This is a genomic window from Lysinibacillus sp. CD3-6 (assembly GCF_006351725.2).
GTDB lineage: Bacteria > Bacillota > Bacilli > Bacillales_A > Planococcaceae > Lysinibacillus.
This window is the reverse complement of sequence record NZ_CP085880.1, coordinates 1173095-1198439: the sequence shown is the minus strand read 5'-3', so window position 1 is coordinate 1198439 and position 25345 is coordinate 1173095. Positions and strand designations below refer to the sequence as shown.

The window sequence follows — 25345 nt, the reverse complement described above, 5'->3', positions numbered from 1 at the left end:
CACCTCTCTTATTCATTCACCTTATTTAATTAGTGCATTGCAATCTACAATTAAGGCTACTTTACCGTTACCTAAAATTGTTGCACCTGAAATTGCAAAGATATTCGTTAAGTAGTTTCCTAAAGATTTCAGTACAATTTCTTGTTGGCCAATGAATGAATCTACAACTAAACCAGCAAGTTTCTCGCCTTTACGAACAATTACTACTGAATGGAATTCATCATCTTGTAGCTCTTTACGAGGAACCTCAAAGATTTCCTCTAAGAATACAAGTGGTACCACTTTGCCACGGAAGTCGATTACCTTTTGGTTATGAGCATTCATAATATCCGATGAACGGATAATTGAAGTTTCAATGATTGATGAAAGTGGTATTGCATAAATTTCCTTTTCGATTTCTACAAGCATTACCGAAATAATTGATAATGTTAGCGGCAATTGAATAGAGAAAATAGAGCCTACATCTTGTGTAGATTCAATCGAAATGTTTCCACCTAAAGATTCAATCGTTGTTTTTACAACATCCAATCCTACACCACGACCAGATACATCAGAAATAACATCTGCTGTAGAGAAACCTGAGGCTAAAATGAGCTCATTAATTTGATTATCTGTCATTGCAAGTGATTGTTCATGCGTAACGATTCCTTTTGAAATCGCTTTTGACAGCACTTTATCACGATTAATGCCCGCACCGTCATCCTCAATTTCGATAAAGACATAGTTACCGCTATGATAAGCACGTAATACTACTGTACCTTCTTCTGGTTTCCCCTTCGCACGGCGTGCAGTAGGGTTTTCTATACCATGATCGACAGAGTTACGGATTAAGTGCACAAGTGGATCTCCGATTTCGTCGATTACTGTACGATCAAGCTCTGTTTCGGCACCAATAATTTCAAGGTTAATTTTCTTATTAAGGTCACGAGATAGCTGACGAATCATTTTAGGGAAGCGATTGAATACCGTTTCAACAGGTACCATGCGCATCGTTAAAATGATTGTTTGTAAGTCACCCATAACTCGACTCATTCGTTCTACTGTTTCGTTTAGCTCACCATGATTTACTTCTGTCGAAATGGATTGTAGGCGTCCACGATCAATTACGAGCTCTTCAAATAAATTCATTAAAATATCAAGACGTTCGATATTCACACGAATTGTTTTGTTTCCTACAGGTGCATGACTTTTATCAGCTTTTGCAGGTGCTGTAGATTTTGCTGATGCAGGTTTTGCTGTTGTTGCATCTGTTGTTTCGACTGCTTCAACTGTCGCTATGGCAGTAGCTGCAGCTTCTTGGCTTGCCTCATATTGTTGTTTTTCACTGAATTGTATTTGATTAATTGTAGCAACGTTAACTTCCTCAACCTCAGAAACCTTCAGTAACTTCTTCTGCATATCTTCTGCTGATTCTTTTGTTACGAATGCTACATAAAACTGCTGATCGAATTGTTCATCTTCCAGCTTCTCAACGGATGGCGTTGATTTAATTACATCACCATCTTTTTCAAGTATCTCAAACACCATAAATACACGCGCTGCTTTTAATAGACAATCTTCGCGTAGGCTTACTGAAATTTCAAATGCATTAAATCCTTGTTCCGCAGATTGTGTAATAACCGTTTGCTCAAAACTGTCGTATTCTAGCACACTTGATACTTGTTGTTTATCTTCAGTTGCAACAGTTGCTACAACCTCAGGAGCTGCTTCCTCACCAGATTCAATACGCTTCAATTGCGCTACTGTGGAGGATACATCACGTTTACCATCTCCACCATTCGCAATATCCATTACCATTTCTTCTAAATGATCAACAGATTCAAATACGATATCTAAAATTTCTGGTGAAACATGGATCTTTTCATTTCGAATTGCATCTAGCACATTTTCCATTTTATGTGTCAAGTCTGCTAAGTCTTCAAAGCCCATAGTCGCTGACATCCCTTTTAATGTATGCGCTGAACGGAAAATTTCTCCTACGATTGCCAAATCATCAGGGTTTTTTTCTAGTTCTAATAAATGCTCACTACATGCTTGTAAATGCTCTTTACTTTCTTCGATAAACATCTCTAAATATTGATTGACTTCCATTAAGAGGACACCCCTTTTAAGGCAAATATTTCATAATTGTTTGTGCAATATCATCTACATCAGCGACTTCATCGACAAGCTGCGTTTCCACCGCAGCTTTCGGCATACCATACACTATGCAAGTTTCAGCTGACTCTGCAATAGCAATCACATTTCCAGTATTTTTTAAAGCTTTCAGTCCATTTGAACCGTCATAGCCCATACCCGTCATAATGACCGCTACCTTATCAAAATCTTTAAATTGACTTACATCTTCAAACATCACATCTACAGATGGGCGATGGCCAGAACGTGGTGGTTCTTGATTATCTAGAACGATGCCATACGAGATACCTACTTTTCTTAACCTTAAATGGTATCCTCCAGGAGCGATATACGCCACGCCATTTTGTAAAATATCGCCTTGCTCTGCTTCCTTAACTGTAATCTCGCTCAATTGATCTAGACGAGAAGCTAATGATTTAGTAAAACCAGCTGGCATATGTTGGACAATTAAAATCGGCGCTTGAATAGATTTTGGAATTTTTGTAATAACTTCCTGTAGCGCACGTGGTCCACCAGTAGATGTACCAATTAACACTATTTTTTTGCTTACTTTACTCCATTCACTATGAGGCTTCGTCACATGTGTTGCTGTTGAAGTCCCATTAAATGATGGCAATACTTTTCGTTCATTCAATAAATCTTTTCTTATAGTAGACGGTGATACATTTGGTTCTGGTTGTCTTTTACTACTCGAATGTTTTTTAAGTTTAGCAATAGGTACCAACGATGCTTGTTCCACTTTATGGACAAGTTCAGATTGGATTTTATGTAAATCAAGTGAAATTGTGCCGCTAGGCTTTGCAACAAAATCAACTGCTCCATACTCGATTGCAGTTAGTGCATTTTCAGCACCTCTTTGGGTTGTACTTGAAAGCATGACGACAGGCACGGGACAAATTGTCATAATTTCATTTAATGCATCGAGTCCATTCATTTCAGGCATTTCAATATCCATTGTTACGACTGTTGGTTTTAATGTTTGGATTTTCTTTATCGCATCTTTTCCGTTTCTTGCTGTTCCAACTACTTCAACCTTCGAGCTACCAACAAAAAAGTCACTAATTAGCTTTCTCATAAAAGCAGAATCATCGACAACTAACAGCTTGCTTTTATGTAAAAAGTCCAATTAATCACGCCCTTTCGAAAAAATATTTCTAAGTTTTGTTAAGAATTTACTTGCTGACTGTTCATGTGCATGCACTTCCTCCATACGTTGTTCCATAAAACGAGCCACTATCAGTTGAAGTGTCTTAGAAATAAGTGCTTCTGGATATGCGATTGAAAAAGGCACTTGCTCGCGTACAGCTTTACGCACAACAGGATCCTCTGGTAACGAGCCCAATATTGTAACCTCTTTATCAAGAAAACGTTTCATCGTAAGCCTTAAACGTTCAATCGTTTCGACTCCTTCTTCTTTAGAAAAAGCACGATTACAAAGTATATAGAATTGCTTCTCCATATCTCGTACATGAATATATTTCATCATCGAATAGGCATCTGTAATAGAAGTTGGCTCAGCTGTGGTAATGACAATAATTTCATCAATGGATGTCAGTAATTCTAATGACCAACTAGTTGCCCCCGCGCCCATATCAAACAAAATATAGTCGAAGTTTTTTTGGAGTTGTTCAAATGCATGAATTAATCTTTCAAACATCTCATCCGTCCACTCCAGCACACTCGACATACCAGAGCCCCCTGAAATACATTGTAAACCATGTGGACCTTCAAAAATTACCTCATCTAGTAATTTGTTTCCTTCTAAGTAATCTTTTAAACTATAAGAAACATTTTTTCCAATTAGAATATTAATATTTCCCATACCAATATCCATATCTACAATCGCTACTTTTTTGTCCTTACTCGCTAAACTAATTGCAAAGTTCATAGAAAAATTGCTTTTACCAACTCCACCCTTACCGCTCACTACAGCAATGGTTTTGCCTAATTCACCTTGCCGCTTAAGCATTTTCAAGCGTAATGTTTCTGCTTGGTCCCTCATTTTTCTTCACCTTGGAAAAACAAATTAAGCACTGCTTCTAACTCAGCTTCTTCAATATCTTCTGGTACTTCTTGACCATTCGTATAGTAAGCAAGTCCTTTATTATATTTAATCATTAAATTAATCATTGTGCCAATAGAATTTGTTTCATCGATCTTCGTAAAAATAAATTTTTCGATTGGTACGCTTTTAAATTGCTCAATAATATTGGTCATATCCTTCTCTTTTGCTGTCATAGCAAGCACTAGGAAAGATTCCGCCTGATCATCAAACTTAATAAGGCGCTGTAAATCATCTACATACTTTACTTCTTTATAATTGCGTCCAGCGGTATCGATAAAGACTAAATCTAAATGGGACAATCGTTGCACAGCTTGTTCAAAATCCGTCGAGTTATAGGCTATTTCGACAGGTGCTTGCAAAAGACCAGCATACGTTTTTAACTGCTCAATGGCAGCTATTCTGTAAGTATCTGTTGTTATAAAGCCAATTTTTTTCTTTTTTTCTAAAACCGCTCTTGCTGCCATTTTAGCAATTGTCGTTGTTTTGCCGACACCAGTTGGTCCGAGAACATTAATAAATTTACGTTCATACGATAGACCACCAATCGGCAATTCCTCTAGCTCTTTTCGTAACAAGTTTTTTGTAATTAACTTGCATTGTGAAAAATTAATATCTGAGGCTTCTCTAAAATGCGTAAAAAGCTCATCACCAATCGTTGTGATGAGCTCCTCATTTAGCTCTTGCTGTCTTAAGTATTCAATGAAGGGTAAGAGTTCATCCGGATATTGAGCTTGGCTAGCCTTCTTGTGCATTAATTGCATTAACGATTTTAAATCTGCAATTTCCTTCCGCAGTTCTTCAGACATACCTGTCTCATCTTTGGAAGATGGTTCATACTTAGGCTGAGCATGTTGAATTTTAGCTTGCACAGCATTTGTAATCTCTTGTAAACTAGCATTTTCTTTTTTAGCAGGTATTGTAGGCACATTAGCAGGAGCGGGAGCCGTATAACTCGGCTCCATGGAGTCAATCCCTGCAACTACCTCAAAATTTTTCTTCTTTACAAGCCCAAAAAGTTTCTTTGTAACTACTACTTTTGAATTCAAAATGACAGCGTCCTCGCCTAAATCAGCTCGTACTAGCTTCATTGCTTCAGGTATGGAAGATGCATAATATTTTTTCATTTTCACTCAACATTCACCACCCCAACACTTTGAATTTCAATAGAAGCATCTAGTTCATTATAAGATAGCACAGGAATCTGCGGGAAATAACGTTCTGTCAGTTGGCGTAAATACATACGAACGGCTGGAGAACATAGAATAATAGCAGATTGTTCCATAAAGGACACGCGTTCTACCTCAGATGCAATGGTCTCTAAAACAATTTGAGAATCTTGTGGATCCATCGCTAAATAATTTCCATGATCCGTTTGCTGAATACTATCAGCAATCATTTTCTCTACTTTACCCGATACAGTAATGACTTTCAATGACGAGCTGCCACCTACATATTGTGATGTAATCTGACGTGCTAATGATTGACGAACATACTCTGTTAATATATCGGTATCGCTAGTTAATTTTGCATAGTCTGCTAATGTTTCAAAAATAATTGGTAAATTACGTACTGAAACATTTTCTCGAAGAAGCTTGCCCAATACTTTTTGGATTTCACCTGTAGACAATGGAGCAGGTGTCAACTCCTCGACTAAAATTGGATGTGTTTCTCGTAAATGGTCGATTAATTGTTTTGTTTCTTGGCGTCCTAAAAGTTCATGCGCATTCGCTCGAATAATTTCAGTTAAATGAGTTGATACAACACTTGGTGGGTCAACAACTGTATAGCCCGACATTTCAGCGTCTTCTTTTACTTGTTCCGTAATCCATTTTGCAGGTAGACCAAATGATGGCTCAACAGTATCAATACCTTCTATTGAATCGTCATCTCCAGGGCTCATTGCTAAATAATGATCGAGTAAAAGCTCTCCCCGAGCCATTTCATTACCTTTAATTTTAATACGGTATTCATTTGGCTGTAATTGAATATTATCGCGAATACGAACAACTGGTATGACAATACCTAGCTCCAATGCTAGTTGACGACGAATCATAATAACGCGATCCAATAAGTCTCCACCTTGAGCAGCATCTACTAACGGTATTAACCCGTAGCCAAATTCAAATTCAATTGGGTCCACATTTAATAAATTCACAACATTTTCAGGGCTCTTCATGCCGTCTGTTGCCACTTCTTCCTCAATTTCAAGTAACTCTTCCTCATCCTCTGGTTTTTTACGATCCATCATGTAAGCACCTGCAATTAGTGAAATACCGATTGGTAACGTTACCCAGTTAGGAATTGGCGTGAATAAACCTAGTAAAATAATAGTACCCCCAGCAACATAAAGAAGCTTTGCTTGGGCGAATAATTGTCCTGTAATATCTTCTCCTAGACTTCCCTTTGAAGATGCACGCGTTACAACAATCCCTGTTGCTGTTGAAATAAGAAGTGCAGGGATTTGCGATACAATACCATCGCCAACAGTAAGCTTAGAGAAATGGGTTGCCGCTTCTGCAAATGGTAAGCCCATTTGTACAACACCAATGATAATACCAAATAATAAGTTGATGATAACCATCACCATAGAGGCGATTGCATCCCCTTTTACGAATTTCGTAGCACCATCCATCGCTCCATAGAAATCCGCTTCACCCGCAACTTTATCACGTCGTTCACGCGCTTCTCGTTCAGAAATAACACCTGCATTTAAGTCTGCATCAATACTCATTTGTTTACCTGGCATCGCATCTAGAGTGAATCGAGCAGCTACCTCTGCAACACGTTCCGCCCCTTTTGTAATAACGATAAACTGAATTAATACAAGAATTAAAAACACTACTAAACCTACGAGAACATTCCCGCCAACTACGAAATCCCCAAAGGTTTCAACAACTGAACCAGCATCTCCATTCGCTAAAATTGCACGCGTTGTGGAAACACTCAATCCAAGTCGAAACAGGGTCAACAGTAATATAACGGAAGGGAATATAGAGAAATCTAATGCTTCCTTCATACTCATTGCTGTTAAAAGTACTATTAATCCTAATGTAATATTAATGACGATTAAGAAACTTAGCATCCACGGAGGAAGAGGGATGATGAGCATCGCAACGATTAAAATAACCGCACCTAAAACCCCTATATCGCGAACCTTCATTTGTGTCCCTCCTACAAAAAAGCTTTAAATTTTCCGCTTAATACGATAAACATAAGCGAGTACTTCTGCTATTGCTTTGAAAAACTCTTCTGGTACTTGATCGCCTATTTCTACCTGATCATACATGGCGCGGGCTAATGGTCTATTTTCTACCATTACGACATCATGTTCTTTAGCAATCAGTTTAATTTTTTGAGCTACAAAGTCTGTTCCCTTTGCCACTATACGTGGGGCATCCATACTTTCCTCATCATACTTCAGAGCGATCGCATAGTGCGTTGGGTTGGTAATAACGACATCTGCGTTCGGAACCTCTGACATCATTCGACGCATCGCCATTTCACGCTGACGTTGTTTGATTTTTGATTTAATGAGCGGATCGCCCTCACTATTTTTATATTCATCTTTAATGTCCTGCTTAGACATTTTAAGATTTTTTTCATACTCATGTTTTTGATACATCCAGTCCAATAAGGATACACATAGTAACACAAGAGAAGCCGCAATTCCCATAATGCCGACTAGTTTGCCAACTGTAATAAGGGTCATCCACGGACTTTTAAAGGATAGTGCTAATACTTCATGTAAATTTGACCATATGATAATTGTTGTTACCCCACCAATAAAGGTGATTTTTAATACTGATTTTAAAAGCTCTACTATGGCTTTTACTGAAAAAATTTTCTTTAATCCTTTAATAGGATCCATCTTTTTTAAATCGAATTTCATCGGCTCTAATGTGAATAAAAAACCAAATTGTAGAAAGTTACCCGCCAATGCTCCTACGAAAGCAATCGCCATTATCGGTACGATAACATAAGCCATTTCTACTAATGTTTCGGTAAAGAGATGCATTACACTGTCTATCGTAAGTGTTTCTACACGTATGTTATGGATAAATGTTTGCCTAAAAAAAGATAAAAGCTCGTCTCGCAATGATCCCGCGAAGAAAAAAAGAAAGATAAACACCATGAGCATAACAATCGCACTAGATATGTCCTGACTCTTTACGACCTGCCCTTTTTTTCTAGCATCTTGTCGTTTTTTAGGTGTCGCCTTTTCCGTTTTTTCACCTGCAAAAAACTGTAAATCTAAGTCCAGTAGTAGCAACATGTTATCCACCACCTAATATTGCCATTAAATCGCGCATACCGTAAATCATAATCGTAATCAACTTTTGTATGACTTGTATCATAACCGCCATCATCGTGAATAGCACTAAAAAACTAACACCAATTTTAATGGGAAAACCGACAACAAAGATGTTAAGCTGTGGGACAGTTTTCGCCGTAATCCCTAGTGCTAAATCAACTAAAAACAACGTTGCTACAACAGGTGCTGCCATTTGAAAAGCTATGGCGAAGACTGCAGTAAAGGTTGTTATAACAAACTGGATATAGTCATCTTTCGCGAAATCTGGAAATCCTTGATCTATAGGTAAAAACTGATAACTATAGTAAATTCCATCTAGAATCATATGATGGCCATCTATTGCTAATAGAAATAGTAACGCCAATGTATTAAAAAATTGACCAATAAGTGGACTTTGTGCCCCTGTTTGCGGATCAATAATATTGGCGATGGCAAATCCCATTTGGAAATCGATAAAGCTTCCGGCAATTTGAATTGCCGACATGATGATATAGCCTACTAGACCTAGTAACAATCCAATAAGGGCTTCTTTCATCACTAAAAGTATGTAATCACCATTAAAAAGAAATGGCTCTACGTCGATTGTATAATACATCATCCAAGCTAAAACGAATGCGAGGGCAATACGTACTTGCTGCGGAATCGTTTTATATGAAAAGAAAGGTACTGTAACGAAAAAAGCCGTTACACGCACAAGCACTAATAAGAATACCGTTATTGGGGGGACTAGTTCATTCATGCACTCACCCTATATAACGCGTTAAATTCTCAAAAATATCTCTCGCATAGCTTGTTACTTGAGATAACATCCATGGACCAAAGAAAACGATGCCCACTAATACTGCGACGATTTTTGGAACGAATGCTAATGTTTGCTCTTGAATTGATGTTGTTGCTTGAAATATACTTACCGCTAGACCTGAGATTAAAGCAATTAATAATAGCGGTCCGCTTGTTAGAAGGATAATCATAATGGCACGCTCTGCAATTGAAATAACCATTTCACCTGTCATACTGTATCATCCCCTAAAAACTTTGTAGTAATGATTTCATTACGAGGTACCAGCCATCGACGAGTACAAATAATAAAATCTTAAACGGTAATGAGATCATAACCGGTGGTAACATCATCATCCCCATCGACATCAATGTACTTGCGACAATCATATCGATTACTAGGAATGGAATAAAAATCATAAAACCAATTTGGAAAGCTGTTTTAATTTCGCTTAATGCAAAGGCAGGTACAAGCATAGTTAGAGGAATTTCCTCCACCGATGCTGGTTTTTCTGCTTGATTGTATTGTAAAAACAAATCTAAATCTTTTTGCCTCGTTTGTTTACTCATAAATTCTTTAAAGGGCACACTAGCTTTCTCGTATGCTTCTTCTAGCCCTATTTCTTCAGCGAATAATGGCTGTAATGCCTCTTTATTGACCTCTTGAAAAGTAGGAGCCATGATAAAAAACGTTAAAAACAAAGCAAGACCAACAATAACCTGATTTGGTGGCATTTGTTGTGTCGCTAAAGCTGTACGTACAAACGAGAGCACAATGACAATCCTTGCAAAGGACGTCATTAAAATTAATATGCTCGGTGCAAGTGACAGTACGGTTAATAATAATAGGAGCTTAACAGAGGTTGAGACATTTGTCGGATCGCTGTTGGAAAAATAATTGACTATATCATTCATTTATCATCATTCTCCTTTTGCTTCCATCTCTCTAGTTCTTCACTGCGCTCCTGTTTAATTTCGGAAATTTTCTTTTCAAAAAGTTCACCAAATGAATCTTGGTTTTGAACTTTTGAAGCATTTTGGTTATTTTTTCTCTTAAACTTTGAAAATACTTCTGCTATATAAGGTGATGTTGCCGCATATTCCTGTTTTTCGTTATATAGTGAAAGGAGTGCTTCAACTTCCTGCGGATCGGTAATCTCACGTAAAAGTTGGACATCATCACCGACACCAACTAAATAAAGTGATTTTCCTATTTGCAAAAGTTGAACAGACTTTTGTGCACCTAACGATAAACCGCCTAAATTTTGTACCATTTGATTTCGTTGAAAAGTTAAATTTCTTTTATTAAGAAATTTCATCAACCCATAAAATAAAGCTACAACAAAAATAAGCGCCAAAACCATTTTTATGTATTCCCATGCAGAAACATCTCCAGCTGCTGAAACAACCGTATCTTCCTTCGCAGCTGGATCTGTATTATCCTTACATTCCTCTGGTTTTTTCATACAATACTCAATACTATTTGTATCAGAGTCAGCATAAACAGAAACTGTTGGCGGGTACACAAATAGGAAGGTTAATAGAAATGCGAAAATCATCGTTACACGAAATGATTTTAACATTTGCATGAAATCATCCTAGTGCTTTTTGAATCGCTTCAATTACACGATCTGCTTGGAAAGGCTTAACAATAAAGTCCTTCGCACCAGCTTGAATTGCATCGATTACCATCGCTTGTTGTCCCATTGCTGAACACATGATTACAGTTGCACTTGGATCAGTACCTTTAATAGCTTTAAGAGCTGCAATACCATCCATTTCAGGCATTGTAATATCCATTGTTACTAAATCTGGCTTTAACTCGTTGTATTTTTCAACAGCCTGTAGACCATCGGCAGCTTCTCCTACAACTTCAAATCCGTTTTTCGACAAAATATCCTTGATCATCATGCGCATAAATGCAGCATCGTCTACAATCAAAATTCTTTTAGACATGGTTAACTCCTCCAATTGAAACTATCTTAAATTATTTAAACGCTCTGCTTGACTTAAAACATCTGTAATGCGTACGCCGAAGTTTTCATCGATAACAACAACTTCGCCCTTTGCAATTAAACGACTATTTACTAGAATATCAACTGGTTCCCCTGCTAACTTATCTAATTCAATAATCGATCCACTAGCTAGTTCTAAAATCTCTTTAACAGAACGTTTCGTACGTCCTAACTCTACAGTAACTTGCAATGGAATATCAAGTAGCATATTTAAATTTCTAGCCTCAGATTGAGAGATTACATTTGGATCAAAGCTAGCAAACTGTGCCTGTTGAACATTTACAGGTTGTACTGGTCTTTGTTGCGTATGAATTTGTTGCTGCTCTTGATACATTGGTTGTTGCTGTTCTTGATACATCGGCTGTTGTTGCACTGGCGCTGCTGGCTGTTGATATACAGGTTGCTGTGCTGGTGGCGGTGTAGGTTGAACAGGCGGTGGTGCGATAGGCGCTTCTGGAGCAATTGTTGCTGCAACTGGCTCTTCAATCGCCTCTGTTTCTCCTAATAATGACTTAACAATGTTTTGACTAAACTTAAGCGGTAATAATTGCATTAAGTTTGAATCGATTAAATTACCAATTCGAAGTCGGAAAGAAACTTTTACAAGTAAATCATCTTCTGGAATATTATCTCGACCTTCATTTTGAGAAATATTCATTAAGTCAATCGTCGGTGGCGAAATATCCACCTTTTTGTTGAATACTGTCGACATCGATGTAGCAGCTGAACCCATCATTTGGTTCATTGCTTCTTGCACTGCGCTTAACTGAATTTCGCCTAAGTCAGGTTTAGGATTTAAGCCGTCCCCACCTAACATTAAATCAGCAATAATGGCAGCATCTGATTGTTTAATAACAAGTAAATTCATACCTGTTAAACCGATTGTATATTCAACTTGTACCGCTACATATGGATGAGGAAATTCCTCTTCTAATTTATTGCGGTTAATCATTGAAATACTAGGAGTAGTAATATCTACTTTTTGGCCTAATAATGCAGATAGAGCAGTAGCTGAACTTCCGAAAGATATATTTCCTACTTCACCTAGTGCGTCTTGAGCAAACGAATCAAGGTAATCCTCTACTCGTATTTCATTTGTTTCTTCTTTTGTAGAAGCTTCGCTGTCGTTTATTCTATCCTCCAACGTTTCGCCCCTTAATAACGCTTCAATTTCTTCTTGGGAGAGCATTTCATCACTCATCTTCGTCTCCTCCTTTCAAAGGGTCGATAATCTGGATTGCTAATTTTTTACCCTGTTTACCAGGTTGTACTGTGAATTTAGGCAATGTACCTACTTTCAGCAGTAATGGATCATCAATTTTTTGTTCTAATTGAATAACATCACCAATTTGCATCATTAGGAAGTCTTCAATAGTAATGTCTGTAATACCTAACTCTACTGAAAGAGGTAATCTTGCTTGTTTCACACGTGTTTCGAGCATTTTTGTTTGCTCAGGTGACATCTCTTTCGTATTTGTTTGCATCCAATAACGTACAGATAGATTCGGTACGATTGGCTCCAATACAACATGCGGGATACAAATATTAATCATACCGCTTGTCTCACCAATAATTGTATTCAATGAAATAACGACTACCGTTTCATTTGGTGAAATCATTTGTAAAAATTGAGGATTTACCTCAAGTTCTACTAGAATTGGGTCAATTTCAGCAACATTTTCCCATGCTTCGCGTAAATTGTCGAATGAACGTTCGAAGAGGTTTGTCATAATTTTTGTTTCAATCTCAGTTAAGTTATCAACATTACTATGACTCGCTCCACTACCGCCCATTAAACGATCCAACATCGAATAGGCAATGTTTGGGTTTATTTCCATCAATATATTACCATCAAGTGGTGGCACTTCAAACACATTAATGAGTGTCATATTCGGAATTGAACGAACAAACTCTTCAAAGGGTATTTGGTCTACTGATGCTACTGTAATTTGCACGTAGCTTCTTAACTGTGCAGAAAAGAAGGTCGTTAGTAATCGCGCAAAATTTTCATGTATTCGGGTCAAACTTCGGATTTGATCTTTAGAGAAGCGCAACGCTCGCTTAAAGTCATAAACTTTAACCTTTCGTACCTCGTCCTCTTTCTTCATGTCATCCGCTGACATTTCTCCGGTCGAGATTGCGGAAAGTAGCGCATCTATCTCCGATTGGGATAACACATCTCCTGCCATTTGCCCACCTCCGTTTCAAGCAGTTTCTAATTTTTATTGAAAGATGTAGGAGGTAATATATACTTGTTGAATTTCTCCCTCTTGCATCAATTCATTTAACTGTGTTTTTAATGCCTTTTCAAACATTACTTTTCCTGCCTTGCCATCTAAATCTTTCTGTTCCATTTCTGAAAGCTCTTGAATAATTAAATTATTCGTTTGGAAATCACGCTTCTTTAACTCTTCGGCAGCGTCCTTGCTAGAAGTTTGGATTTTCAGCGTCATGCGCACTACCCTTTTATCAGCAAGATTAGTCATAATTTCAGGAACATCAACAGATGCTTCGACAATATCGTCTATTGATGGTTCAAGTGATGCTGCAGGCTTATTGAATTGGGTAAATAATACAAACGCAATAACTCCAATAAGTATAATCGCCACTAGTACGATGATGATCATCGTTAACACTTTATTATTCTTCATCTTCTTCACCTCGTAGATGCGGGTTTGATAGTACTTGTATATTGTTATAAAAGGCAGTTACCTTTTGTCGCACCTCATCTTCACTCTGTAACACAATAATTTTTGTTCCAGTTGTTAAAGTAATTGTCGTATCTGGAAAAGATTCAACTGTTTCTATGTATAAAGCATTCAGTGTAAATGCTTTGCCATTTAGTCTTGTTAGTTCAATCATTGAAATAGGGCCGGTCTAGCGTGAGAGCCGGCCCGACCCTCCCTCATATTGAAAATTATGTTTTAGAACGCATCCATTGTGGATTCGCTATAATCACACTAGCATACATTGAGAAGTTTCATATATTAGCGTGTAAAACTTATATATTCTTGCTTTTATAACTAGAAGAAACTTATTACTAGCGTTTTAAGTTTACTAGTTCTTGTAGTACTTCATCTGAAGTCGTAATAATACGCGTATTCGCTTGGAAACCACGCTGTGCAACAATCATCTCAGTAAATTCTTCTGAAAGATCGACATTGGACATTTCAAGCGCCCCTGCCGTAATTGAACCCATACCAGCAACTGTCGCTACTTGGCCATATGGTTGACCTGAGTTTGCTGTTGCTTGGAAGTAGTTACTTCCTACTTTTTCAAGTCCACCAGCATTCGGGAACTTAACCATGACAATTTGACCTGCATATTGTCTATATCCGTTTGCATCTACATATTCAACCGTTCCGTCTTGACCGATACTTATAGATTTAGCTGTTGTTGGGATTTTGATTGGGTTATTATCTTCAAAAGTAAATGTATCATTTTCCCCTAATAAATCCTCAGTTTCACCATTCAGCGGACTTGCTTCTTTATCTCCCTCAGCATTACTTTCAGTAGAGTCTGTTTCATACAATGTATCATTTGCATGACCTACTAAATACTTCCCTTCTGCATTGACTAAATAACCTTCGCTGTCCATGTAGAAATTACCTGCACGTGTATATACAACGTTTGTATAGCCTTCTGCAACGCCATCAGTATTTGATACAGAGTCAGCTACCATAAAGAAGCCTTCACCTTGAACAGCAAGGTCCAATGGGCGATCTGTCGTTTGACGTGAACCAGAACCGTGAACCGTATCAATTGCAGCAAGTGTAGAACCAAGACCTACTTGCAATGGGTTTGTACCACCACGAGTAGTAGTTGCAGCTGAAGCACCTGCGCTTGTTTGAGATAGGATGTCTTTGAAAATAACACGTCCTTTTTTAAATCCATACGTGTTAACATTGGCAATATTATTCCCAATAACATCTAGCTTTGTTTGGAAGTTTTTAAGACCTGAAATACCTGAATACATAGAACGTAACATAAGTTGTCGTTCTCCCTTCATTTTTTGAATTGTGTGCCTCTATCAGTCAGCAACACATAGGCTTCCTTACATAAAGAAGGTCCAGCCTTAAAGCACGATTGTGCCATCAATATTAGTAAACAGTTGTTGTTTTGCTTCCGTGCGATCCATTGCTGTAATGACAGTAGCATTTTTAGCACTGACAATTAGAGCCGCTTGATCCATCAAGACTAATGGTTGTTTGACACCTTTTGAATGTGCCTCAAATACCTTGTCAGATACAACCCGCCATTCCTGTTCAGAAATCGCAATATTACGCTCTTTAATGCGTTCATTTGCATGCTTACTTACTTTTAGCTCCTGTTGATTCGTTGCTTCCTGTAAATGAGCACTAAACGATTGCTGTGTATTAATAGGTGTAGGCTGCGTTTGGCGAATAGTTGGATACAATGGGACACGATGAATCGAAAATTTATCCATCTTTCTCCACCACCTTTATTCGCTTATTACTGTAAATTCTTTCCCAGCAAGTTTTTTACCATTATCTAATTCGTAGTAAATATTGCCATCTTTGTTTGATACAGAGACAATTCGTCCTTGCACATCTTGCTCTCCGTCATTGTAAGTGACATTTTTGCCGATTAACTTACTTGCTTGTACAAGAGGCGATTCAGTTGATGTATTACTTTCACCCGTGCTTGTTTCTTTATTACCTAAAATTGCAGAAATGTTTCCAGGATAGATTTCCTTACCGTCAGCTAAAATGAATACGGCTTCTCCATCAACAAATTTTAATGATTGGATAACACCCGTACCTTCATTTATAACTGGCTTATTATCTGCATCTACTTCCTCTGTCAGTTCATGCCATTTTACTTCTTTTCCAACAAATGATGTATAGTTCATAAGCTGCGTTTGCTGTTGAGACATCAGTAATGACTCCATAGCCTTCGTCATATTTTGCATTTGCTCTAAAGATGAGAACTGCGCCATTTGTGCAATGAAATCACGGTCATCCATAGGATTTGTTGGATCCTGATGTTGTAATTGTGTAATCAGTAATTTTAAGAATGCATCTTTACCAAGTTCACTATTGCCAGTTTGTTTTGTTGGTGCAGTATAGTTGGAATAGTAAAGGTCATTTGTAATTTTATCTGCCACGTTTACACCTCCTCATTTTCTAAAAAATCATTAAAGGACAATCCGTCTTCGCTGTCCTCATTTGCTTGTTCTTGCTCTTCTTGCTGTTGTTGTCTAAAGAAGTTATTAAAGAAGTTTTGATCACGTTGTTGTCTATCAGCATCTTGCAATGATTGCGCAATATCTAGTCGATCAACTTGGATGTTTTGCTGGACAAAAGCTTGTTTTAATTGATGCGCTTGACTGTCAAGAAGCTCTCGCCCATGGGCAGTCGAAGCAAGTAAACGAGCTGTTAAAACACCGTCATTTTGTACAAGTTCGATTCTAATGGTACCTAGATTTTCAGGATACAATTTTAACGTTAAACGCGTAATCCCTTGTGCATTTGAAATTTGAGCTTTATTGATGATAGCTTGCATTTCTTTTAGTAAAGCTTCTGATTGTGCGGGTTTAGCCGCTGGTAAAGTAACTTGGAATGTGTCGGCTTTTGTTTGTACTGTATTAGCAGTCACCATTTCATTTGCACTTGTATCCGATTGTTTTGTCACTTGCACTTGCTGAATTACTTGCTGGAAGCCTTGCAACGGTAATGTAACGGTCGTTTTTGTAGTAACTTGCTGTGCAGTTTGAATAGTCTCAACTTGTGTTTGTAACGCTGTTAAAAAATTATTTACGTTTGACAGTGCGTTTTCTTGAGACATCGTTAAATCCGATTTTTGACCAACTAACTGTGCTAATTTTAATACTTGCAGTAGCTTCGTAGCATCTTCTGAAGGTACTTGTCCTTCACCTTGCAACGCCGATACTAACTGCGTCTGTAACAATGGTGCTTGAGCGTCTACTAAAGCTAAAAGCTCCCATACATCGCTCGCTTGCTGATCTTCATCTAACAGTTGCTGAACCAATTTTTGTATTTGCTCTTGATCTACATTCAATGCAGCCATTAAATGCTCTAAATTTAACATTTCATCCATAGCTACTGCCTTGCCATCTTCCCCCACTTGAAGCATTAATAAGCCTTCATCATGTGGAATTTCTAATAAATCTAGTAATTCTTCAATAGATTGACTATTTAAAACTTTATCTAGCTCAGCTAGCTTATCGTCACCTTGAGAATTATTAGTTTGAGCTGTTTTGTTTTGTTGATTTGTTGAAGCAACAGCTTGTCCAAATACAGAGCCAAATTTAGATATTTTATCATTTGCAGCCCCACTATTTGTTTTCATATCAGACTGACTAGTTGATACAGCTTTTGAAGTATTAGTACTAGCCTTTGGAGCACTTGGAGCACCTATATTCATCATAGCAATGTTCATGTTTTCACCTCCTTTTTAAAAAATGTTTATTATTGTTTCGCCATCATTTCTGTATATTTTGCAGCATCTTGCGGATCCATTTTTTCTAAAATCGCCGCTAACTTATCTGGTTTTAAGCTTGATAAAATACGAAGTGCCTGTGCATCACTCATTTTTATAAGTACAGGCGCTGCCGCTTTCGGAGACATCTTATCAAAAGTAGACAAAATATCATTAAAGTCACGTTTGACCTCATCTTGCTCTCTTTTTAATTTTTCAATTTCAAAGAGTAATCGTTCTTGCTCCGTCAGTAACTTTTCTTTTTCATTTGTAGTTGTATCTAACTTATTTTGCAATTGTGCTATTTCGGCTTCTTTTTCTTGTATTTCTGCCTGTAAGCCTACTACCTTGGAATCATCCATAACAATGGCATCTTTTGCTTGCTGCTCTTCCGATTCAACAAAAGGTAAATTACTTACTGCCTTTTTTCCTAAATCAAAGACGTTCGTATCCATTAACGTTGCCACAACTAGCAATACCGCTACCACGAACATAATAGGTATCAATATCCATATGAAAAACTTTTGGAAACCTCCTGATTTACGTGTTGGCTGTTGTACTTCTAATTCAGTTTTAATACGGCTTTCTCTTTTCGCCATGAAATCACCTGATTTCTTTCTTGAAATACGTAAGTGAAGAAATTTCATCTAAAAATATGCTTTCAATGCGATCTTGTTCTTGTTGAAAAGACTTATAATCATTTTCACGCATTTTTTCAAATTTACGTACTTCCAAGTTTTTTTCTAATAGTTTTTCTTCGTGCCAATTCATTTTCGAACGTGCCTGCACAACCTTTTGTTGCACATCTGCAATTGTTTTTTCAAGGCTATCAATAAAACGAGCATAGTGATGAATTTCCTCTATTGATGACCCTACAACTAAACGTTTCTGCTGAAATTCTATTAAATCTTCTTTCTTTTTCAGCAAGTCATAGAGCTTTGTTGCAACTTCTTCAAAAGAACGAACAGATTCCTTATAGGCAATTTCAGTCTCGTTTTTTTCTTGCTCTCGAATGGTTAATACCTTTTCAAAACGATACATATAACTGACCATCCTACCTGCCACCACCGTTCGATAATGTAATTAACTCATTCTTACTTTCCTCAAGCGTCACCTTATCTAAATATCCTTGCTTTAAATAAGCTGTAATGAGCGGTTCATAATAAATTGCTTCATCAATTTCTTTAGAAGTGCCTCGTTTATATGCTCCGATATTAATTAAATCCTCTGATTTGTCATAAGTATAATAGAGTTCTCGTAAACGCTCAGCAGCCCTTTTGTGCTCTGGCTCTGCCACATGATTCATCAAACGACTGACGCTTTTCAGCACATTAATAGCTGGATATTGGCCTTTGTTTGCAAGGTTTCGATCAAGTACAATATGACCATCTAAAATACCACGAACAGTATCAGCAATAGGCTCGTTCATATCGTCACCATCAACTAATACTGTATAAAAGGCTGTAATTGAGCCTTTTTCATTTGTCCCAGTCCGTTCTAATAACTTTGGTAAAATTGCAAATACAGAAGGTGTATAACCCTTCTGAGCAGGTGGTTCTCCTGTTGCAAGTCCGATTTCACGTTGAGCCATTGCAACACGTGTTACGGAGTCCATCATCAACATCACATTTAAGCCGCGATTTCTAAAGTATTCTGCTATCGCTGTTGCTGTAAATGCTCCTTTAATACGCATAAGTGCAGGTTGATCTGAGGTCGCTGCGACGACAATGGAACGGCTTAAACCTTCAGGTCCTAAATCACGTTCAATAAATTCACGTACCTCACGACCACGCTCTCCAACTAATGCAATAACATTTAAGTCAGCTTGTGTATTACGCGCAATCATACCAAGTAGTGTACTTTTACCGACACCAGAGCCCGCGAAAATACCTACACGCTGTCCATTGCCGACAGTTAGCATCCCATCAATTGCTTTTACACCAACCTCAAGTCTTTCATTTATCGGCGGACGAGTAAGTGGGTTAGGCGGATCTTGCTCAGTCGGTACTGACATTAATCCTTTCGGTAACAAAGTACCATCGATTGGATTCCCCATTGAATCAAGTACTTTACCAATTAGCTCTGGTCCGACTTTGATTTCAAGAGGTGCCCCTGTTCCTTCCACTAAACAGCCAATTGATATTTCACGGAGCGAGGTGAAGGGCATTAGAACTACAATTTCATCTTTAAACCCTACAACCTCTGCTAAAATGATTTGATGTCCGTTTTTCGACGTTTCAACATGAATTTTACATACATCACCGATGGAACTATCAGGACCTTGCGACTCAATCATTAAGCCGACAACTCTCGTTACTCTACCAAACTTTTTAAAAGTTGGTATATTAGGAATTTGTTCGATTAATTGAGCCGTTTTCATCTAGATCATTCCTTACTTTCTAATATTTCATGTAGCTTTATTCTCAATTCATTTAATTGCTCGTCAATACTAACAACAATCCGACCGTGATTTGTTTCTATATAACAATCTGTTTCTTTTTCAAAATCCTCATCTACAAAAATCATAAATGGTACATCTGTTGGGAACATTTCAGCCAATTCATCGCGATTCGATGTAATTAAACCATAATATGTAGGAGAAACGTAGATTTTTATTTCCTTCATCTCTCTCGCTTCTTTAAGCCCTCTTTGAACTATTGATAAAAACAGTTCGTCATTTTGCTCTAATGAAGTCCCAATAATACGTTGTGCAGCAGTTAAGCCTAATTCCAAAATAATCGCTTCTTGGTCATCGATATATTTTTTTGCATTTTCCCCTGCTTGCGCGATAATTTCATTCGCTGTTTGAAGGGATTGTGCCATTGCTTCAGTGGCTCTATTTGTACCATCCTCATAACCTTGACCATACCCTTCATCATACGCTTCTTGTACGCGATTAGGGCGTTCTTCTTCCCAGCTTTGTTTCAAATGCTCAATTTCTTGAAAATGCATTTGCTTCTCTTGTTCAAAAGCTTCCCGTTCTGCCTGAATCTTGGCTCTTGCCTCTTCAAGCAATCGATCGCGTTCTGTAAAAACATCTTCCATCGTCATATGATGATGGGATGTTTCATCTGTCTCCATTTCGGGTAATTCAAACATATCACGAATTTGTATCTTCTTTACATTATCGCCATTGGACTGTGTATATACAGAACGGATGATTCTAGACAATGACGTCATCTCCTCCACCACGTGCAATAATAATCTCACCAGCATCTTCTAAGCGGCGAATAACAGCGACAATTCGTGATTGAGCTTCTTCTACGTCACGCAAGCGAACAGGTCCCATAATTTCCATCTCTTCTTTGAAAGTATCGGCCATACGTTGTGACATATTTCGGAAGATAATATCTTTTACTTCTTCGCTGGAAACTTTCATTGAAAGAAGTAAATCTTCGTTTTCGCAATCACGAATAACACGCTGAATTGAACGATTGTCGAGCGTCACGATATCTTCGAATACAAACATGCGTTTTTTGATTTCTTCTGCAAGCTCTGGATCTTGAATTTCGAGCGCATCGAGAATCGTTTTTTCTGTTTGTCGATCAACACCATTTAATACTTCAACGACTGCATCAATACCACCAGTTTCTGTGTAATCTTGCGTAACAGTTGATGATAGTTTGCGTTCCAATACAGATTCAATTTCACTAATTACTTCTGGTGAAGTTGATTCCATCATTGCAATACGTTTAGCAATATCCGCTTGTACTTCTTGCGGTAATGAAGATAAAATAACACCCGCTTGCCCTGCTTCTAAATAAGAAAGAATAAGGGCAATTGTTTGTGGATGTTCATTTTGAATAAAGTTAAATATTTGAGCAGGATCTGCTCTACGTGCAAAATCGAACGGTCGCACTTGTAACGAAGAAGTCAAACGATTAATAATTGTTTGTGCTTGCTCCATACCTAATGCTTTTTCTAAAACCGTCTTCGCGTAACCAATACCACCTTGTGTAATATAATCTTGCGCAAGAGCAATATTGTGGAATTCTTCAATAATTTCTTCTTTAACATTTGCTTCTACTTTTTTAACACTTGAAATTTCTAACGTTAACCGTTCGATTTCTTCCTCAGTTAAATGTTTATAGACAGAAGCTGAAACCTCAGGCCCTAGTGAAATTAACAAGAGAGCGGCCTTTTGTTTTCCGGTTAATTCCTTATCTTTCTTGGACACAGCAGAACCTCCTAGTTAGTCTTCCGCAATCCAACTACGCAGTAACTTTGCAAAATCATCAGGCTTATCTTTCGCCATTTTTTCAAGTTGTTTACGACGCATTGTAGCTTCCGTTTCAATTTCTTCATTAATATCATCGATAATCAATTCTTCTTGTTCTTCTAGGATACTAAGCTCTTCTTCTTCTTTCGCACGTTTACGTGAACGGATGATGAAGAATGCAAGTAATAGAATAACAGCCAGTAAAATGCCTCCGACTACCCAAACCCACCATGGAATGACAGGTGTCTCAGGAGCAGTATCTGCTACTTTACCATTTAAAGGTTGGACTGAAACAGCCACTTTTTCATCAATTTGATCTTGTGTAAGTTCAGCAGCTACATCTTTTGAGATCGTTGTACGAACAATAGTACTTAAAATTTTCTCGATGTCTTGACGAACGCCATCTGGTAGAGATGCTGCGTCTGTAGCCGTTGGTGGCTCTACAATTACTTGGATACCGATATCTTGTATTTTATAAGGTGCCTCTTGAATGTCTTTACGAATGCGGTTGACGTCATTGTTGATTGTTTCTTCCGTACGTTCGTAATCTCCGTCCCCTGAAGTACCTTCATTGTACGTAGTAAAGTTATCTGTTGTTGTTTCAGCTTCAGGTGTGCCTGTTGCTGGGTTGCCAGTACCAGAATATTGCTCTGTAATACGTTGGGCGCTAATCGCAATCCCTTCCATATTCTCTTCATCAACTGGTGTTACTAAATTCTCTTCACGATTTTCCTTTTTAAAGTCAATATCTGTCGTAACAGAAACGATGACTTTATCTTGTCCCATCAAAGTACCTAGCATATTTTGCACTTGACGTTGCAAGTCACGTTCTACCAATTTCTTCATCTGCAATTGGCCTTCAGCTGTTGTTGTAGAAGTGCCATCTGTTGTTGCAGCATTTAAATCAAAGTACTCGGAGTATTGATTAGAGATAACAATGTTATCTGTATTTAAGTTCGGGATACTTTTTGCTACTAAGTTGTACATAGTGGCTATTTGTTGCTCTGTAAATTTATAGCCAGGATCTGTGTTCAATACAATGGATGCAGTTGCATCTTCTTTTACATCCTTTATGAAGACTCCTTCTTCTGGAAGAGTAATCATAACTTTTGCATCTTTAACGCCTTCAAGATTTTTTATTAGCTTAGCAATTTCTGTTTCAGTCGCAGCTTTTTTCAATAAATTAAATTCGTTGTCTGTCATACCGAAACCAGAGCTATTAGCAAATGAGTAATCGATCGTTCCAGTTTGAGGATAACCATCGGATGCTAGCTGCACCAATAATGAATCGACTTGTTCTTCGGGTACTAATATGGACGTTCCTCCTGGAGCAATCTCATATTTTACGCCTTGCGAATCCAAAGCTTCTTTAACTTGGCCGATTTCTCTTGTCGATAAATCTTTATAAAGCGGAACATATGTAGTTTTTGTTGCAAAAAATGTAATGAGCGCTGCAAGTACTATTACACCTACTAAAGAACCTATCATTACTATTTTTTGTGTTTTACTCCGACTTGTCCAAAAATGGCTGGTGTCGTTTTTTATTTTCGTCAATCGTTCATTCATTATGAATCCTCCGGTTATAGTGAATAACCTAGCAATCAATAATTCGCGATAATAGTGGAATCCAATGAAAACAAAAAGTCATAAATATTTTGTCTTCATTGGAAGCCTAACGAAATGAATTGGTGTCTTTCTTCACCAATTCACTCTAATTAGACACTCATTCGCATTATTTCTTGGTAAGCTTCAATCACCTTATTGCGAACTTCAATTGTTGCGTTTAATGTAATGCTCGCCTTTTGAGATGCAATCATTACTTCGTGCAACTCCACATCTTCACCAGTTATTAGCTTTTGTGTAAGATTATCAGAAGTGATTTGCTGATCATTCACTTTCGCTATTGCCTCTTTTAATGAATTCGCAAAGCTTTGCTGGGCTTCGTAAGGTGTTGTATTTAGTTTGTTTGTTTCATTTACAACCTGAGTAGGTGTCATTAGTGAAACGGACGAAATTGCCATTATGTATCATCCTTTCTATTTTATTATTTACCGATTTCTAACGCTTTTGTCAGCATCGACTTATTTGCATTTAAAACAGTTAAGTTCGCCTCATACGAACGAGTGGCAGACATTAAATCTACCATTTCTTTTAATGGGTCAACATTTGGCATGTTGACATAGCCATCTGCATTTGCATCTGGATGTGTAGGATCATACACTAGTTTGAAAGGTGTATCAGTATCTTCTTTAATTTGCGTAACTTTCACACCATTCCCAACACCGCTTTTCGCATTTTTACCAATAGCCACATTTAAAAAGTTTGAAAAGCGTCCTTCTTGCGCAGAAAAAGTAACAGACTTCCGTCGGTATGGCTCCCACTCTCCATTTACTTGTTTACCGCGAGTAGTATCTACGTTTGCCATATTCGAAGAAATAACATCCATTCGTAAACGCTGTGCCGTTAATGCAGAGGCTGTAGTATTCATTCCATGAAAAATAGACATTTATTACTTACCTCCTTTAATAACAGTATTTAGCGTATTTAACTTGCCGTTAACACGATCAATTAACGCATTGTAGTAGATTTGATTTTCTGCCAATTTCGTTTGTTCTGCATCCATATCTACAGCGTTACCGTTATTTCGATATCGTAAGTTTGTAACGTTATTGACACCTGGTGTCGATTGTTTAATTTCGAAATCATAATGTCTATTATCTGTTCGATATGCTGATATAGAAATTTGTTTTTCATTTTCCAACATATCCTTAAAACTTACATTTTTCGCCTTATAATTTGGTGTATCGACATTCGCAATGTTATTTGCGATTGTTTTATGATTCAAAGTTGCATAGGAAAGTCCGTTTTCCAGGCTACTAATAGTTCCTCCAAATAAGTTCAAAACCATTCACCTCATTTAATTTCAATCTATGTACTTCTTAATTTATCCAATAATACAATTGTAATTAAGATGATACGTAGTGTCTATTGTCTTTTGTCATTTTTTAATAGTATATACGCCCTATTTTTCATGTTAAACAACCAGGACAAATATGCCCCATCCCTACAGCCACGTGAATTCGTAACGTTTCGTCTTTTTTCTAGTTATTTTACACTATTTCGACAGTGTTTACTGTATTAGTATCAAATATATCCCTTTTTATTACTTCAGAGGGTTGGATTTAAATGACAAATAGGGGTTTTTTGGTAAAATAAAGTTCCTTTTTACTATTCTAGACGTGACAATATAATAAAACTCCCTTTATTTTAGTTGAAGCGTCTATCCCTTTCGACAAAAGGGCTAATCATTTAGATATTTCTTAATGGCAATGATTTTCACTCCAAGTGGACGCATTTTT

Annotated in this window: 28 protein-coding genes; all 28 read right to left on the bottom strand. The window is 37.5% G+C overall.

Annotated features, from left to right (window positions below; translation table 11 throughout):
* Positions 1-21 precede the first annotated feature (21 nt).
* The 28 genes from FH508_RS05580 to flgB all read right to left on the bottom strand — a co-directional run bounded on the left by FH508_RS05580 (position 22) and on the right by flgB (position 24888).
* Positions 22-2091, bottom strand: a complete 2070-nt coding sequence (locus tag FH508_RS05580; protein ID WP_173477743.1) for a chemotaxis protein CheA — start codon at positions 2089-2091, stop codon at positions 22-24.
* Positions 2092-2107: 16 nt separating this feature from the next.
* Entirely contained in the window at positions 2108-3262 is a 1155-nt protein-coding gene (locus FH508_RS05575; protein WP_173477744.1) for a protein-glutamate methylesterase/protein-glutamine glutaminase, read from the bottom strand.
* Positions 3263-4138, bottom strand: a complete 876-nt coding sequence (locus FH508_RS05570; RefSeq protein WP_173477745.1) for a MinD/ParA family protein — start codon at positions 4136-4138, stop codon at positions 3263-3265.
* Positions 4135-5331 carry a flagellar biosynthesis GTPase FlhF gene (gene flhF, locus FH508_RS05565; RefSeq protein WP_173477746.1) on the bottom strand — a complete coding sequence of 399 codons (1197 nt, stop codon included), beginning with the start codon at positions 5329-5331 and terminating at the stop codon, positions 4135-4137. Before flhF ends, FH508_RS05570 begins: the two co-directional genes overlap by 4 nt.
* Positions 5328-7361, bottom strand: coding sequence for a flagellar biosynthesis protein FlhA (flhA, locus tag FH508_RS05560; RefSeq protein WP_173477747.1), 2034 nt, complete (start codon positions 7359-7361; stop codon positions 5328-5330). Before flhA ends, flhF begins: the two co-directional genes overlap by 4 nt.
* 24 nt (positions 7362-7385) lie before the next feature.
* Positions 7386-8474: a flagellar biosynthesis protein FlhB gene (gene flhB / locus FH508_RS05555; protein WP_173477748.1), complete on the bottom strand. Its 1089-nt coding sequence runs from the start codon at positions 8472-8474 to the stop codon at positions 7386-7388.
* A 1-nt stretch (position 8475) separates the two neighbouring features.
* Positions 8476-9252 carry a flagellar biosynthetic protein FliR gene (gene fliR / locus FH508_RS05550; protein WP_173477749.1) on the bottom strand — a complete coding sequence of 259 codons (777 nt, stop codon included), beginning with the start codon at positions 9250-9252 and terminating at the stop codon, positions 8476-8478.
* 4 nt (positions 9253-9256) lie between these two features.
* A complete protein-coding gene (gene fliQ, locus FH508_RS05545; protein ID WP_173477750.1) occupies positions 9257-9526 on the bottom strand; it encodes a flagellar biosynthesis protein FliQ in 270 nt (89 codons plus the stop codon).
* A 13-nt stretch (positions 9527-9539) separates the two neighbouring features.
* The gene (fliP, locus tag FH508_RS05540; protein ID WP_173477751.1) at positions 9540-10205 is read right to left on the bottom strand and encodes a flagellar type III secretion system pore protein FliP; all 666 of its coding nucleotides are present in this window, start codon (positions 10203-10205) and stop codon (positions 9540-9542) included.
* Positions 10202-10873 carry a flagellar biosynthetic protein FliO gene (locus FH508_RS05535; protein ID WP_228134387.1) on the bottom strand — a complete coding sequence of 224 codons (672 nt, stop codon included), beginning with the start codon at positions 10871-10873 and terminating at the stop codon, positions 10202-10204. Before FH508_RS05535 ends, fliP begins: the two co-directional genes overlap by 4 nt.
* Positions 10874-10883: 10 nt before the next feature.
* A complete protein-coding gene (locus tag FH508_RS05530) occupies positions 10884-11246 on the bottom strand; it encodes a response regulator (protein ID WP_004269288.1) in 363 nt (120 codons plus the stop codon).
* Between the two features lie 21 nt (positions 11247-11267).
* Positions 11268-12506, bottom strand: a complete 1239-nt coding sequence (gene fliY, locus FH508_RS05525; protein WP_173477753.1) for a flagellar motor switch phosphatase FliY — start codon at positions 12504-12506, stop codon at positions 11268-11270.
* Positions 12499-13494, bottom strand: coding sequence for a flagellar motor switch protein FliM (gene fliM, locus FH508_RS05520; protein ID WP_173477754.1), 996 nt, complete (start codon positions 13492-13494; stop codon positions 12499-12501). Before fliM ends, fliY begins: the two co-directional genes overlap by 8 nt.
* Positions 13495-13527: 33 nt before the next feature.
* A complete protein-coding gene (fliL, locus tag FH508_RS05515; RefSeq protein ID WP_173477755.1) occupies positions 13528-13956 on the bottom strand; it encodes a flagellar basal body-associated protein FliL in 429 nt (142 codons plus the stop codon).
* Positions 13946-14167 carry a flagellar FlbD family protein gene (locus FH508_RS05510; RefSeq protein WP_173477756.1) on the bottom strand — a complete coding sequence of 74 codons (222 nt, stop codon included), beginning with the start codon at positions 14165-14167 and terminating at the stop codon, positions 13946-13948. The genes fliL and FH508_RS05510 overlap by 11 nt, the downstream gene beginning before the upstream one ends.
* Positions 14168-14345: 178 nt before the next feature.
* On the bottom strand, positions 14346-15293 hold the full coding sequence (locus tag FH508_RS05505) for a flagellar hook-basal body complex protein (RefSeq protein ID WP_173477757.1): 948 nt from the start codon (positions 15291-15293) through the stop codon (positions 14346-14348).
* An 87-nt stretch (positions 15294-15380) separates the two neighbouring features.
* Positions 15381-15752, bottom strand: coding sequence for a TIGR02530 family flagellar biosynthesis protein (locus FH508_RS05500; RefSeq protein WP_173477758.1), 372 nt, complete (start codon positions 15750-15752; stop codon positions 15381-15383).
* A gap of 15 nt (positions 15753-15767) precedes the next feature.
* On the bottom strand, positions 15768-16433 hold the full coding sequence (gene flgD / locus FH508_RS05495; RefSeq protein WP_173477759.1) for a flagellar hook assembly protein FlgD: 666 nt from the start codon (positions 16431-16433) through the stop codon (positions 15768-15770).
* Between the two features lie 2 nt (positions 16434-16435).
* Entirely contained in the window at positions 16436-17728 is a 1293-nt protein-coding gene (locus FH508_RS05490; RefSeq protein ID WP_173477760.1) for a flagellar hook-length control protein FliK, read from the bottom strand.
* A gap of 29 nt (positions 17729-17757) precedes the next feature.
* Entirely contained in the window at positions 17758-18366 is a 609-nt protein-coding gene (locus FH508_RS05485; protein WP_173478117.1) for a MotE family protein, read from the bottom strand.
* A gap of 4 nt (positions 18367-18370) precedes the next feature.
* Positions 18371-18820, bottom strand: a complete 450-nt coding sequence (gene fliJ / locus FH508_RS05480; RefSeq protein ID WP_173477761.1) for a flagellar export protein FliJ — start codon at positions 18818-18820, stop codon at positions 18371-18373.
* A gap of 1 nt (position 18821) precedes the next feature.
* Positions 18822-20147, bottom strand: coding sequence for a flagellar protein export ATPase FliI (gene fliI, locus FH508_RS05475; RefSeq protein ID WP_173477762.1), 1326 nt, complete (start codon positions 20145-20147; stop codon positions 18822-18824).
* Positions 20148-20152: 5 nt separating this feature from the next.
* Entirely contained in the window at positions 20153-20938 is a 786-nt protein-coding gene (gene fliH, locus FH508_RS05470; protein ID WP_370635701.1) for a flagellar assembly protein FliH, read from the bottom strand.
* Positions 20931-21944 carry a flagellar motor switch protein FliG gene (gene fliG / locus FH508_RS05465; RefSeq protein WP_173477764.1) on the bottom strand — a complete coding sequence of 338 codons (1014 nt, stop codon included), beginning with the start codon at positions 21942-21944 and terminating at the stop codon, positions 20931-20933. Before fliG ends, fliH begins: the two co-directional genes overlap by 8 nt.
* Positions 21945-21959: 15 nt before the next feature.
* Positions 21960-23552 carry a flagellar basal-body MS-ring/collar protein FliF gene (gene fliF / locus FH508_RS05460; RefSeq protein ID WP_173477765.1) on the bottom strand — a complete coding sequence of 531 codons (1593 nt, stop codon included), beginning with the start codon at positions 23550-23552 and terminating at the stop codon, positions 21960-21962.
* Between the two features lie 149 nt (positions 23553-23701).
* Complete coding sequence (fliE, locus tag FH508_RS05455; RefSeq protein WP_173477766.1) at positions 23702-24007, bottom strand: flagellar hook-basal body complex protein FliE; 306 nt, start codon at positions 24005-24007, stop codon at positions 23702-23704.
* A 23-nt stretch (positions 24008-24030) separates the two neighbouring features.
* On the bottom strand, positions 24031-24492 hold the full coding sequence (flgC, locus tag FH508_RS05450) for a flagellar basal body rod protein FlgC (RefSeq protein WP_173477767.1): 462 nt from the start codon (positions 24490-24492) through the stop codon (positions 24031-24033).
* Between the two features lie 3 nt (positions 24493-24495).
* Positions 24496-24888: a flagellar basal body rod protein FlgB gene (gene flgB, locus FH508_RS05445; protein WP_173477768.1), complete on the bottom strand. Its 393-nt coding sequence runs from the start codon at positions 24886-24888 to the stop codon at positions 24496-24498.
* Positions 24889-25345 lie beyond the last annotated feature (457 nt).